Below are 15,229 nucleotides of genomic sequence, written 5' to 3'. Positions count from 1 at the left end.
TTTAATTAAACTTTGAATGTTAGATACTTAAAGTTAATCAAAAAATCGCTATTATGCTAATGTTTAAGTAATTATCTTATTTCGAACTCACGTTATTACTAAGTATTATTTCTTTTAAATTCTGTGAGCCTTTATCTATATAATCCGATATTACAACTCCGTAACCGGAGATCAAACAAATCCCTCTGATATACGTTTAATATAATCACTTGGATTTTCCTTATAAAACTCTTTAAAACACTTGGTAAAATAAGATGGTGAAGAAAAGCCCGCCTCATAAGCGACTTCTGACATTGTCTTACTTTTTACATTCAGTAGCTCAACAGCGTATTTCAGGCGGATAATTTTTATCAGTTCGACAGGAGAATAATCTGTCAATTGCTTGATTTTCCGGTAAAGTTGAACACGAGAGAGCCCCATATTGCGGGCGATTTCATCCACATTCAGGTCGGGGTCGGAAATATTTAACTCTATATAGTTTTTAAAGTTATTCATAAAAGCCTGTTCCATATCGCCCAAAGTCGTTTTCTTTGTGTCATTTATCAGGCTGTTGCTGAACGTCTGTTTTATCTTCTGTCTGTTTTCGATAAGCTTGCGTAAGCGTATTTTCAGTAGCTCCGCATTGAATGGCTTGGGAATATAAGCATCGGCACCGCTTTCAAATCCAATGGCCTTCTGTTCGTCCAGCGAACACGCTGTGAGCAGGATTACCGGGATATGGCTGGTAGACACATTTTCTTTCAGTATATTGCATACTTCAAACCCATCTTTTCCGGGCATCATCACATCACTGATGACTACATCGGGGATGAACTTGATAGCTTTTTCCACACCTATTTCTCCATCTTCAGCCTGAAGTACTGTATAATCATTCTGCAAGATATGCAGCATATAGCTACGCATATCGACATTATCTTCTACAAGCAGTACCATAGGTTTATCTGTGTCTGTTGTGCTATTCAATAACAAATCGTCAGACGAAGCGCTTGGTTCTATACCTATAAGGCTCTGTGTGTACCCGCTTTCGTAGGTATTATCATCTTCGATCATATCACCTTCGATATGTCCGAAAGGCAGTAGTACGGTAAATGTAGTGCCTTTTCCATCCTCACTGTCCACACTTATTTTACCCTGATGTACATCAACTAATGCACTGGTAAAGGCCAAGCCGATACCTGTACCCGCATCATGAGGATTGACTTTATAGAAACGGTCGAAAATACTGTTTATCTTATCTTTTGGTATCTCTTTCCCTGTATTGAAAACTGACAGTCGGGCATAGTCCTTATTATCAACGATTTCCTTATTTAAAGAAACCCTTATCTCCCCAGCCCTTTCGGTATGTTTAAATGCATTGGATAATAAATTAAAGTATATCTTTTCCACCTTTTCCTTATCAAACCACATATTAAAGGAAGAGTTATCGCTGCTAAAAGAAAAATCTACCTGCCTGCGCTTAGCATAGTCGGAAAAAACAATATTCAAATCCTCCAGAAACTGCTTTAAATCGCTATTAGAAAGGTAAACACGCATCTTTCCATTCTCGTAAGTACGGAATTCTATCACTTGTGAAATCAACCCTAAGAGGCTGTTACTGTTCCTTTTCACTAAATCCAGCAGTTCCTTTTGTTCTGTAGCTAAAGTTCCTGAATTAAGTAAAGTCTCTACAGGACCAAGAATGAGTGTTAATGGAGTCCTGAATTCATGTGATATATTAGTAAAAAAGACAAGCTTTGCATGAGTAGCTTCCTCCAATTGTTTCGATAAGAATATCAGTTGTTCTTTTTGCTCTGCCAGTACCTCCGCCTGATGCTTTATCTCCTTATTCTGGCGTTCCAGTTGTGCATTTGTTCGGCTTTTAGTCCGGTATGCTTTAATAGAAAACACCAGTAAAACAATGATTAATAGAAGGATGAGTAATATTGCATACAGTAATGTCCGTTGGTTGGAATATTGAGTCATACTCTGATTCAACATACCATTCATTGTTTCCAGTTTACCCTGATGAGCATATATCTGGTCGGTCTGTAATTGAATCACGCGTGCATTACTCCTGTCTACAACAGCTGTATAAAGGATATTTTGCTTTTCAAACGGCTGCCCCGAAAGTATCTTCATAGCCAAATCAATAACCTTGTCTCCTCCGGTAGGATACATAAAAGAGGCATCCATCAATCCTTTCTGAATATTCTGTATTCCACCACCCTCTCCCGGCAGAGCATCAATACCGATAATAAAAGGCATCTTGCCACTATATTTCAGGGCTGCATCGTGTACTCCCAGAGCCATTGGGTCGTTCATGGCAAACACCAGGTCGATATGGGATTCTTCCCTAAGCACCTGTGCCATTTGCTCCTGAGCTACATCTTTGAGAAAATCGCCCCGCCTTTCGGCTATAATCTTTATATCCGGATATTTTTGGATAGCTGTAATAAATCCATTGTGACGGTCTTTATCTGCTGTAGAACCTTCCCAGCCTCTGATTTCGACAACATTACCTGCACCTTTCAGATGTTCGGCTGCATATAAGCCAACTTCATAACCTATCTGATAATTATCCCCACCTACATAAGTTGTATAATCTTCCGTATCAATTTTTCTGTCGAGTAGGATAACAGGAATACCCTGTTGCATGGCCTTTTGAATGACTGGTGTAATTGCTGCCGATTCGTTAGGCGATACCACCAGCAAATCCACTCCTGCTGCTATAAACGACTCTAAATCCTTTATTTGCTGTTGCGTATCATCTTTCACGGTCTTTATCACCAATTTTGTTCCCTGAAAAAATGAGGCTTCCCGTAACATCTCATTATTCACAGTCTCGCGCCATAAATCGTCACTACATTGCGATACACCGATGACGTAGTTCGATTTTTTGTCGGGATGGCAAGAAAGTAAAAATAGGACTATAAATATGTAACAAATATAAGGCGGTATTCTCATGGTCTGTAAGGTAATCTTATAATCAAAGATAGGCAAAAGTGCTGTACATTCTACACAATACAGCACTTTTTATAGTATAACTCCGTATAAATTATCTGAACAGTTCCCGGTATGCATCCGGCAGCCTGGGCATAGCACCGTGCTGTGTGCACACATATGCCGAAACTTCCATTGCCAATTGGTGGGCATCGGTAATACGTTCGCCATGCATATAAGAGGCGACAAAAGCCGCAGTAAAGGAATCTCCTGCTCCAACCGTATCGGCTACATGTACCTTAGGTGTGGGCTGATAAGAAGTTTCTTTCGGTGTGAAAACAAAACTACCTTCTGTACCTTTTGTCAGGATAACAATATCCAGATTGTAATCGTTGAGCAATCGCTTACACACGTCCTGCTCGTTATCGTCCTTCATTCCAAAGAGCCGGGATACTACGACTACTTCTTCATCATTTATTTTCAGCATATTGGAAAGCCTCAACGACTCATCTATCAGTTCCTGTGTGTAAAAATGCTGCCGCAGATTGATGTCGAATATCTTTAAACTATCCGCAGGCATAGCAGCCAGAAACTTCTTTACGGCCTCTCTTGACACACCATTACGTTGCGCCAGTGACCCAAATGAGACCGTTCCTGTAATCTTTGCCAGATTCTCTGTCTTTGCTGTGAAAGGTATGTTATCCCAGGCCACATTCTCACAAATTTCATATTGGGGGATACCTGCCTTGTCCAAAGTAACTTTTACCGTCCCGGTCGGAAAATCTGTTGTTTCTATCAGATAGTTCAAATCCTTTTGAGCAAGGCTCTCAAGTATTTCTTTTCCCAACAAATCATCGCCTACTGCACTTACGGCATAACCGTTATATCCGAACTGGGATACATGATAGGCAAAGTTTGCAGGGGCACCGCCCAGAACTTTTCTTTCGGGGAATACATCCCACAATATTTCACCTAATCCTACTACTGTATTATTCATGTTATTTTTATTTCTGAATATTATTTATTTACAGGGCTCATATTATCTTTTATCTTCATAGCTAAGAAAAGCAGATATACCACTCCAAGACTCATTACAATCAAAGCTCCTGTCTGCGAATTGTCGAGTGCTTTGGTTGCATACCCCATCAGGAAAGGGAATATGGTTCCGCCAAACAGACCCATAATCATAAGACCCGATATTTCGTTTTTCTTGTCTGGCATATACAGCATGGCACGCGACAAGATTACAGAGAATACATTTGAATTACCAAAACCGATTAGCCCTATGCAAACACAAAGGATAATTTCTCCCTGCATAAAGTATAATCCACCCATTCCCAGAGCCATGCATACGACACTCAGCGCAAAGAATTTCTTTGCAGAAAATTTAGCCAGAATAAATGCACCAACGAAACAGCCGATAGTACGGAAAGCAAAGTAGACACTTGTTGCATAATTAGCATCGTTCAGTTCGGTCAATCCCAGACGCTCCATCAATATGCGCGGAGCCGTTACATTTGTACCCACATCAATACCTACATGGCACATAATTCCGAGGAAGCATAGAAGGATAACACCATTGCCTAACAACTTGAAGCATTCAGTGAAACCAGCATTTTTACCGTTTTCTTTTTGCTCGCTAATATGAGTCATTCCAAGCCAGACAACAGAAATCACGGATATGACAAGGAAGAGAGGATATATCATTCGCCAATCGTCGAACATCAACGCGGCTCTGGTAGCTATCAACGGTGCGCTGAAAGATGCTATTGCTTTTACAAACTGTCCGAAAGTAAGAGAACTTGCCAGTCTCTCGCCGCTTACAATACTCGACAATAGAGGGTTTAATGACACCTGCATGAGCGTATTTCCGATACCAAGCAACGAGAATGTGATTATCATCGAAGTCTTGTCATACCACAACAAAGGGATAATCATAGACACGGCTGTGACAACCAGGCTTAATAAGACAGTCTTTTTACGTCCTATACGCGACATTAAAATGCCTGTAGGAACGGAAAATATGAGGAACCAGAAAAACACCATAGAAGGGAATATATTTGCCGTGGCATCATCCAATCCAAGGTCTTTTTGTGCATAATTTGTTGCTGTTCCCACCATATCGACAAAGCCCATACAAAAGAACGCCAGCATCAAAGGAAGCATCTTGGCATAAAAGCCGCTTGTTTTATTATTCATTATTTTAAATATTACGATATTGTTTCACATTTAGGATCAATCATATTTAATAAAAAAGTGACAAAAGTGACAGTTTTTTTATTGTTTTCTTGTTACCTTTTTAGTCTAAATTATTATTTATGTCAATTAGTAGTATAATTATATGTTCAATTTCATTAGTCGTTTTTCGTGACTCGGCATAACATAAAATAAATTTTAGTTCTGCCCTCGCTACTTAAAACATTCTTTAACTTTTTGCTACGCGCAATCAAAGATTGCTTGTGTTCCTTTTGGCCAAAGCCCCAAAAGGAACCAAAAATGCTTTTGCGCCCCGCTTCAACGTCCGACCCGTTACGCGCTCAACGGCTGAGCAAAAAGAACTCGCTCCAAAGCTTGTATGGACTTTTTGTGTTAGCACAAGCTCAAACAGCTTTTTGCTCTACGCCGTTTTCGCACGACGGGTGCCCCGGACTTGAAGCCTACGGCGCAGGCTGACGCCTGACAAGAGCTACACAAAAGCCCCTGCCTTGTCGCCGCATTGCGGTTCCGTGCATACGTTCCGCAGGCGGGCACCCACCCGGTGCAGGCGGCGTAGAAAGGGATGGGGCGATAGCCCGTTTATCCCTTTCAGCCGGCAAGCCGTTGGTGGGTCGCCGAGGAACGAAGCACTAGCCTTTTGCTTCCTTTTGGGCAATGCCAAAAGGAAGGGCAAGCCCGGGAGGGCGCGGCAGTAGGAGCTAATGCTAAATGATTTAAACTAAGATAGCTTTTATGCATAAAATTAAGGAACACAAGCAATCTTCGATTGCGCGTAGCAGAAAATTAAAGAACGTTTTTAATTAGTTATCAACTACTAATTAGAATTACCACTTACCTGTATATAGATAAATTTACAGGCATGAAATAACGCCTTATTTCAATTTATATACATTTACTTTTTCTACGTTCAATTCACCATCCGCATCAAAGACCAGTGTGTTATAAGGTTCACTTGGAAACATTAGATTCGTTGAAACGAGTTCTCCATCATTAATAAATAATTCAGAAGAGGCTTTATCTACAAGCAATCTGATTTTGTATGAATCCTTCTTTACCAAAGGAGCAATATTGATGGAAGCAAAATTATTGCTGAAATCTGTAAGTCCACTATTTCGGCGGTCTATACTTAATTTTTCATTTGCCAGATCGAAAATAAAGTGTAGGTTTTCGCCTTTAGCATTTGTTAATTTAAAGCTAAAACTATTTACAGAAGAAGGCTTAATTATCATTTCCACTTCATAGGCACCCATATTATCAGCTAATAGTTTATCAATAGTATATGACTTATTGACCTTAATATCACCAATGGCATTATTGCTGCCGTTTCTCAATTCCTGCATTTCTTTGACAGGGGGATTGGCAACAACAAGATGCTTACCATTATTCATCAGCTTCAACTCGCGGGGAACTGTATTCGCACTTTTGAAATTTAAGATAGGTACATTGTTAGCGTAATCCCAGTTGTTCATCCAACCGATAAATAACCTGCGTCCATCGCTCTGAGGAACATTGCTCCAGGTAACACCCGCATAATTATCACGTCCGTAATCCAGCCACAAAGGATATGGCAATGCGTCGGCTTTGAATGTTTTACCATCAAAATCACCTATAAAATATTGAGTGGCACTACCGCCGTTAGGCCCTCCGGGATTGATGCTTACAAACAATACCCATTTAGTTCTGCCGTCGGGAGTTGTTAAAGCAAACAAGTCAGGACATTCCCATACTCCTCCGTGATCGCCGATACCTTCTCCAAACTCACTTAACTTTTCCCATTCTTTCAGATTCTTTGAACCGTAGAAAGTAATTGTCTGAGATGTAGCCAAAGACATCACCCATCGTTGCGTACCATCGTGCCACATTACTTTAGGATCACGGAAATCGGCTATACTTGGATCGGACAATACAGGATTATGGTCATATTTAGTAAACGTACGTCCTTTATCGAGGCTGTAAGCGATACTTTGCGTCTGTGTTTGTCCTGCTGAAGTATATATAGCAATCAGTGCATCTTTGCCAAAACCTGCCGTATTATTCTTGTCTATGATTGCACTACCCGAAAAGATTGTTCCCAAAGAATCCGGAGCAATAGCTACAGGCAGATGCTCCCATTTTTTCAGGTCTTTGGTTACTGCATGTCCCCAGTGCATGTTTCCCCACTTCGAGCCATACGGATTATACTGGTAGAACAGGTGATATTCCCCATCCAGATACACCATGCCGTTAGGGTCGTTCATCCAGCCATACTGAGGTGTGAAGTGATAACTAGGGCGGTACTTCTCGTTATAATCGAACTCGAAAGAATCGGATTGCCCAATCTGTGAAAATCCTGTATCTGTTTTCTTTACATGCTCGAATGTAAGGGTTACTTTTTGTCCTTTATATTTTTCCACATCGATGGGTACCCAATAGTCTGTTTTGGTTTGTGCCACACGGATATACATTTTAGCGCTTTTTACGCCATTGGCTTCCATTACGATTACAGATTCCGGGCCGTCTGCCTCAACAGGTATCAGCAGATATTTATGATCTACATCGAAAGACAACTGATGGTCTACCATAAATGTGCTTTTCTCCTCATCACTCATTACTATCTGGTCTACAAGGATATGCCCCCATCCTCCACGCTGATTGTCTACAATGCGGATTTGAGCTTTTTTGCCTTTGTATGCCTTTACATCCCAGGTCATCCATTGCAGTGTTTCGCTTTCTACCACAGAACGGCTTATGTATAAGCTATTGCCTTCTACAACAAGTTCGATATATGTATCAGCGTGCCTGCCGCCTCCCAACAGGAAGTTGATATAATTCCTTTCAATTGTAAACTCGGGTGAAATCATGCTTCCGCGAGAATCATCACCTCCGTTATAGCTATTGGCTAGGCCTTTGCCCTCAAATCCCTTTACCTCCTGCTGCCCGGGCAGGCTGCCGGTGGCGGGTGCAGTGCCAAAAGCATCTCCTTCGACTGTCCAACCATCAAAGGTTCCTGATTCGAAATCCGCAATTGTCATATCTTTAGATGTACACCCTATCAGGATAAAGAGTGACAATATAAGAGATATCTTAAATAATGTTTTCATGGTTTATATATTATTTTGATAGTTTCAAGTCGGCAAATGTTACAGAACCATTATCGGAGAAAATAGCCCACGGATTCTGATTCATCTTATAAATACGGTTTGAGAATGCAATTTCACCATTTACATAAGCTACACAAACCGAGTTCTCTACAACGATGCTTACATTAAATTCTTTGTTGGCCGGAACAGGGAGATACACACTCGTTTTTGTTTCTGTCTCACCATCATCTATTTTATCCTGCCTTAGTTGATTATTTTCCAAATCAAACGTCAATGTAAATACTTCTTTACGTGTGCCACATGCACCAAATTCAAATCCAAACTTAGTAGAAGTGGCTGCTTTGATAAGTGTAGAAATTTTATATGCTCCATCCTGTCTGTCGAAAACTGAAAAAGCTTTTTCAGAGGAAGCTGTCAGGGTATAAGTATCTGCCTGGTTCTGTGCTCCTTTATCTGAAGTTACTTTCAAGGCCTGTGTGTTAGCCAGTTTAGTATCTATACCATCGGCGATTGTTACTTTCAATGTTCCGTCAGCATTCTGAATCAAACGATGTACAACAAGGGCGCCTCCCCAACTGAAATCGGAGTAATCGTTATTAGCTGTCCGCGTAGGAGCCCAGCCAAATAAATATCTGTTCGTTCCATCCGAAGCTGTTTTACCTGCATAGAATGCGATGCCGTCCAACGAATTTCTTTCAGGAGTACTCCATTCTGTTGTACCTGTCCTGCGATATTTGTAATGCACCATACGATCATCAATATCGGAATAAATCAGGTATTGGTAATTGCCTTCGGTAAATACATCCGGACATTCTATCATAAATGTTTGGTCATCATCGTAAAAAGGGGTCTCCAGTGTCCAGTTCTTCAGGTCAGTGGAACTGTATTGCGCTATAACTGCACGCCACGATCCTTTGTAGTCGGCACGTGTACTTATCAGCATCCTGAATGTACCGCTTGCCTCGTCACGGATAATAACAGGGTCACGAAATTCGTTGCGGTCGTAGCCATCCGAAGCCCGGATTTCGAAATCTTCTACTTTCGTCCAGTTTTTCAGGTCGGTAGAGGTTGCCAAAAGGATTTTTTCCCGTGGGTCTAGTTTTCCGTTATGTCCTGTATAGAAGCCATAATATACACCATTATGCTTAAATACCGAACCTGTGCCCAAAGCTCCATCCTGCTCATCATCTGTTCCGCATGGTATCATTTCGCCATTATCTTCATAGGCAGTGAAATCTGTAGTGGTAGCTTCATACCACGGATGAAAAGTAGCTGCTCCATCCCTTGCATCCTGCAAGTAAAACACATGGAATTTACCGTTTTCGTAAAATGGCATCGGGTCGCCCACCCAGCCCTGCTCGGGCTTAAAGAAAATATTATAGTCCTGATATAAATCGTTCACATCGTAACATTTGGGTGCATTAGGGTCGGCATTGGGGTCATTTGTTACATATTCGTTATCGCTGCATGCTACTGCTGAAAACAGAATAGCAGTTAGGCCGAGTATTTTATAGTTGAGTTTCATTTTGATATTATATTTTAGTAGGGAAAACCCTTGTGGTTATCAGATTTGATGGGCAGGGACAAGCCCTGCCCCTACATTAGTTTGATAAATAATTCAGAATATTGGTAGTCAACTGTTCCAGGTTGCCTTGTAGTGTGTTTGTTCCATCCACAGACCAATCGTAGGCTTCGCTACCTATACATACGGTTGCGCCACTGGTTCCCTCTTTCGGATATTCAAATATCACGGCACGTTCTTTTCCGCTGTCGTCCCAATGGAAACTACCCAGACATACTCCACCGCTGGCTGCGCTCCAGTCCCCAGCACTCTTGTACTCCACCCAGTCTTCCACAAAGTTCCAGATAGCGTTGTGTGCTTTAACCTTGATGCCTTTACCAAGCAGGTATACTTTGTTATTGACACCTACAGGAGTATTCAAGCCTCTGAATACAGGATGTGACTCGTTGCCAGTGAAACAGATACCCCAGTCGTCGCCCAGCTCTACCTGCGAAGCGGAATTTGATTCACCCCACATATTATTAGCGGGTTTTCCATCTTTCGGTATCCCCAGCGTAGCAGCATACTGCACCGCCCATGATGAGAAGAAGAAAGAACCTCCGTTCGCATAATATGCTTTCAGGCTTGTTGTTATTGCCGACTCGGTAGCTACAGTAGGCAGAGAGCGGGTGCTTCCGTCTGTATACCACCACAATACGGCAAATTCGTCAAGGTTTACTGTTCCGTTTTTAATATCGTTGAATGAAATATATTGAACATCAGGCATATTGTTTACTAACCATGAATAAGCGGCTTTTTCATCCTCATTGTCAATAGCATCACCCGTATTGTATACTCCCAGATAACCAATCGGCTTAATATCGGCTTTTTCTACAGTGACGGTATATTCAAACGTCTGTCCCATATATGAAATGGTATATTTCACAGGTTTTGAGAAATCTACAGCCTGTCCCGATTCCGGCGATACGGCTGCTCCTTCCGTTACAGTAAATTCAGGGATAAGTTTTGTAACATCCTCCGTTTTAGGATAGCGGATATGTATGGTTTTAGCTTCGTTATCGATCGTGCCTTTATATTTACCAATATTGAAGGCCATGAATTTACCGATAATATGTGCTGCTACAACTTTATAGTCCGAATACAGGTTACCGTTTACAACCCTGAATGTTGTCATTTTGGACAAGTCTATCTCTGCACCGCCCTGAGGTGTTACAGTTGCCCCCGGAGAAGTTTCAATCTGAGGTGTGAGTTTTGTCAAGTCCGCTGTCTGCGGCAACATTACCGTGATAGTGTTGCCTGTTTCGTCAATTGCACCCTCTGTACCATCCACTTTGAATGATAATATCTTTGTTTCACCTGATACATCCAGAGCCGGATGGTCGTCATCGCTGCAGGAAGTGAAATTCAATCCCAGAAACAGGGTAAACACGAAGGGAATTAAGTAATATATTGCTTTCTTCATTGTTTTATTTTTTATGTTTTTATATGTATTTTCTTATTTACCAACCGGCATTCTGTTTATAAATGCCGCCTACATAATTAATCTGTTTCTGAGGAATCGGAATATATTCGTTCTTATTTTTCGTAAACTGGGCGTTTTTATAGTAAGATATCCTGTTCGACTCTGTCTTAAAGAAATCGGACATTACATTGGCAGCAATACCCCAGCGAACGAGGTCGAAGAAGCGGCTGCCTTCCATCGCAAACTCAAGGCGGCGTTCCCAGCGCAGGGCTTGACGTGCGAAATCCTGATTCCAGGTGCAGTTTGTTCCCGGGATATAAAGAGATATATTCAGGTTTGGCGCATATGATACATAGTCCACGCTTTTTTGAGCACGCTCCCTTATCTGATTGATTAGCGGCAGTGCTTCACCCTGTCTGCCCAATTCTATCAGTGCTTCGGCACGGAAAAGGACTACATCGGCATAGCGGATAAGCGCCCTGTTCTTTGTATTGCCATAGAATGGGTCTATATTCACAAAGCAATCGCACGAAGGGTCTACATTTTCTTTTAGTGAAGCATAATACCCATATACATTGGGATTACGGTTCCATTCGTTTACATAAATAAGGTCGGGGTTATATTTGAATGGAAAATCGGGCAATGCCACTGTATGGAACAGGCGTGGGTCGGATGCGTCCCTGTCAGCACTGTAATTGGCATCGTCAAAATTATCAAACATAGGTAAGCCTTTATCCGTTTTAAATGCATTTACAAGGTTCTGGCTTGGCTTGTGAAAGTCGCAGCAGCCCAATCCCTGTGGCAAGGATAATACATCGCCCCAGTTAAGACGCCCAAACATGGTTCCGTCATCTTTCGAATACTGCACTGAGATTAACGATTCTTTGCCATTTTCGGATGAACCCGGAAGGAAATTATAAGCAAAATCGGATTCGAGTCCGTACTTTCCTGAACTAAGTACAACTTCGGTATATTTAAGTACTTCACCTAAATCGTTAGTATCTATACCTGTCACATTATTCTTCTCGTCCTGACGATATGCTTTGTATAAATAGGCTTTAGAGAGATATGCCGCTGCCGCATATTTATTGGCACGACCAATTTCGCTTTGGTTTTCGGGTAACAGGTCATAAGCTTTTTTGAAGTCTTCGGCTATCCATGCCCATTGCTCATCATTAGACAATGTATTGGGAACATTGTCATACTCGTCAATAGGAAGGTCTTCATCCACAAAAGGAATATGACCAAACACGACTTTCAACATAAAGTAGAAATGTCCTCTGAGAAAATACATTTCACCCATGCGTGTGTTTTTCAAGGCAAAATCAGACTCGGAAACCGATTTTAATACACTGAGCGCGGTATTTGCCCGTGAAATAGATTTGTAGCATAAGAACCAAAGGCCATCTGCTTCGCCAAAATCGGTCATTGTACCAGTATTTATTTCATAGAAATGAAATGCTGCGATGTCATTTATATCTCCTCCGCCTTTATAAGCATCGTCCGAGCGTATTGTACCATACGGCCAAAGGCTAAACGGTGTATCATAATGGTCGTTACCAAGCGATGAATAAGCGGCTGTTACCAATCCGTCTGCCTGTTGCGGATTTTTTACCTGTTCCTCCGACAAGATTCCCTGTGGTGTTTCATCGAGGCTACAGCCCGAAGCTATAATTGCTGTAGCAAAGATTGCTGCTATATATTTTATTTTTTTCATTGTTTACGAGTTTACTAGTTATTAGTTTACTAGAGTTCTAGTTTTTGTGTTTCAAGTTTACTAGTATACTAGAAATCTAGAAATCTTTTATACTTAATTAGAATGAAGCATTAAGCCCAAAAGTGAAAGTCAGTGGAATTGGATATCCCCAGTTTGGATTTTCAGGGTCAACACCTGTAAAGTTTTTACTGTGGATAGTGAATAGATTCTGAGCGCTGATATACGTCCGTAGACTTCCTAATTTTATCTTGCTCAATACAGATGTAGGGAAATTATAGCCTAATTGCACATTCCTCAATTTCATATAAGAGCCGTTTTCAACAAAGTATGTAGACATCCGTTGTTCATTGTTATTATCAATATATGACAACATAGGAATATTAGAATTCGGATTCGAAATTGGATGATAAGCATCCAGTAAACGACGCCCTTTATTAGAACGGGTATCTGAAACACTCCAGAAGTCGGTAGTTCGTTTCAGGTTGCTGATAACATCATTGCCCTGTATTCCCTGAAAGTACATTGTCAGATCAAAGTTCCTGTATGACAGGTTGATATTCAATCCGTATTCAAAGTCAGGTGTAGGATCTCCGATCCATGTGCGGTCGTTATCATCTATAACACCATCATTATTCAGGTCGCGGTATTTGATGCGGCCTATACCCTTGCCATCCTGACGTGCATAGTGGTCTATTTCATCCTGAGACTTGAAGATTCCATCTGCAACATAACCATAAAAGTCGCGGGCAAAGAAACCATTGTATCCGTAAGGGCGGCCAAGACCATTATCCCATTTACCATTTCCACCACCAAAGTCCATTAATACCGATGAAGGCAGGTAAGTTATCTTATTCTTATTTGTAGAAATATTTCCTGAAATATCGTATCCGAAACCGGATTGAGTCTGTCCCCTGTAGCCTAAAGAAAATTCAAATCCCTTATTTTCCATACTGGCTCCGTTATAATACTTACTGGCGCCTTCACCCTTAATAGCAGAATAACCCGGCAAATAAAGGATATCTTTTGTTTTCTTGATATAATATTCGGCAGAACCATACAACGCCTGGTTTAAGAAGCCAAAGTCAAGACCGACATTCGTTTGTGTTGTGGTTTCCCATTTCAGGTCGGGATTGGCCAATTGATTGCGTCTAAAGCCGGAGGATAATATACCTGAACCTTTTCCGGATATATCGTAGGCTGTACCCCAAACTGAATTCCATGTAGGGCTGCCTTTTCCGTAATCAGTCACATATATATCGTAGATAGCTACATTGCTCATATCCTGGTTACCTGTTTGTCCCCAGCCGAAGCGTAGTTTCAGGTCGGACAGGAAATCCGATGTACTTTTCATAAACTCTTCCTGAGAAATTCTCCAACCCAAAGTAAAAGCAGGGAAGGTACCCCAACGGTTATTCTTACCGAAGCGCGAAGAACCATCGTAACGGAGCGTAGCCGAGGCCAAATATTTATCATCGTAAGCGTAACTTACCTTACCAAAGTATGACATTAATGTATAGGCAGTTGCACCACCTGTACCTTCACTCGTGCCTGTTCCCTGATCGGGCCACATATAATCCGGGGTTTCCAATGCAAAACCTTCACGCTTTGCAGAGAAGTTGATATCTTCCTGACGGAATGCTTCTGCTCCTGCCAATGTTTCGAAACGGTTTTTACCAATCTGGAAGTCATAAGTTGCTGTATTCGACCATGTCCATCTGGTCCAGTGTGCCTGTTCCATAACCGATGCTGTTCTGTCGCTTTCCAGATAACCCGATTTATAGCTGTATGTAAGTGACCGTTTATAGAAATTGCCATAGTCGAGACCAAAACTAGACCTGATATTCAAGCCCTTTATCGGTTGCAAGTTTGCATAGGCATTACCAAAGATACGCCAGTAACGGTAGCGATTGTCTCTGTTGTCATGTATCAGGCGAGCCGGATTCTGACGGTCGGGCAATACGCTGACAGGTCCTCCCCAGCCTTTACCATCCACAGTATGTACCGGGATAAAAGGAACAGCGATTAAAGCGGCCTCGACTATTTGATGAGGTTGTTCGACCTCGGAGGTTCGGTTCATTGTGAAATTCTCACCAATTGTAAGCAAATCTCCTAGAATTTTGTATTCACTGTTGATACGGGTAGATATACGCGAAAAGTCCGTTTCCTTTACTAAAGCATTATTGTCATAGTAGCCCAGTGAGAAAAAATAGTTTCCTTTCTCCTGACTTTGACAACCTCAGAAGTGCAAAATCACAACACGTTGACTTATAGATGGGTATAAAATATTTTCACAAAAACAGGGTGGCGCAAAG

8 protein-coding genes and 1 pseudogene are annotated in these 15,229 nt (G+C 41.5%); all 9 read right to left on the bottom strand.

What is annotated here, in order from left to right:
• Positions 1–171 precede the first annotated feature (171 nt).
• Positions 172–2,943 carry a substrate-binding domain-containing protein gene (locus D0T84_RS18290; RefSeq protein WP_163309299.1) on the bottom strand — a complete coding sequence of 924 codons (2,772 nt, stop codon included), beginning with the start codon at positions 2,941–2,943 and terminating at the stop codon, positions 172–174.
• Positions 2,944–3,034: 91 nt separating this feature from the next.
• Positions 3,035–3,916, bottom strand: coding sequence for a carbohydrate kinase (locus tag D0T84_RS18285; protein WP_163309298.1), 882 nt, complete (start codon positions 3,914–3,916; stop codon positions 3,035–3,037).
• 20 nt (positions 3,917–3,936) lie between these two features.
• On the bottom strand, positions 3,937–5,118 hold the full coding sequence (locus D0T84_RS18280) for an MFS transporter (protein WP_163309297.1): 1,182 nt from the start codon (positions 5,116–5,118) through the stop codon (positions 3,937–3,939).
• Positions 5,119–5,605: 487 nt separating this feature from the next.
• Positions 5,606–5,797, bottom strand: a complete 192-nt coding sequence (locus D0T84_RS18275; protein WP_255495468.1) for a hypothetical protein — start codon at positions 5,795–5,797, stop codon at positions 5,606–5,608.
• Positions 5,798–6,008: 211 nt separating this feature from the next.
• A complete protein-coding gene (locus D0T84_RS18270; protein WP_163309296.1) occupies positions 6,009–8,216 on the bottom strand; it encodes a GH32 C-terminal domain-containing protein in 2,208 nt (735 codons plus the stop codon).
• A gap of 10 nt (positions 8,217–8,226) precedes the next feature.
• The gene (locus D0T84_RS18265) at positions 8,227–9,741 is read right to left on the bottom strand and encodes a glycoside hydrolase family 32 protein (RefSeq protein WP_163309295.1); all 1,515 of its coding nucleotides are present in this window, start codon (positions 9,739–9,741) and stop codon (positions 8,227–8,229) included.
• A 76-nt stretch (positions 9,742–9,817) separates the two neighbouring features.
• Positions 9,818–11,200, bottom strand: a complete 1,383-nt coding sequence (locus D0T84_RS18260; RefSeq protein ID WP_163309294.1) for a DUF4960 domain-containing protein — start codon at positions 11,198–11,200, stop codon at positions 9,818–9,820.
• A 37-nt stretch (positions 11,201–11,237) separates the two neighbouring features.
• Positions 11,238–12,917 (bottom strand): RagB/SusD family nutrient uptake outer membrane protein, encoded by a 1,680-nt coding sequence (locus D0T84_RS18255; RefSeq protein ID WP_163309293.1) that lies wholly within the window; start codon positions 12,915–12,917, stop codon positions 11,238–11,240.
• 97 nt (positions 12,918–13,014) lie between these two features.
• Positions 13,015–15,129, bottom strand: a pseudogene (locus D0T84_RS18250) (SusC/RagA family TonB-linked outer membrane protein); the annotation flags it as partial.
• Positions 15,130–15,229 lie beyond the last annotated feature (100 nt).

This window comes from Dysgonomonas sp. 521, from assembly GCF_010501055.1.
Lineage (GTDB): Bacteria > Bacteroidota > Bacteroidia > Bacteroidales > Dysgonomonadaceae > Dysgonomonas.
This window is presented reverse-complemented; position numbering and strand designations above follow the sequence as displayed.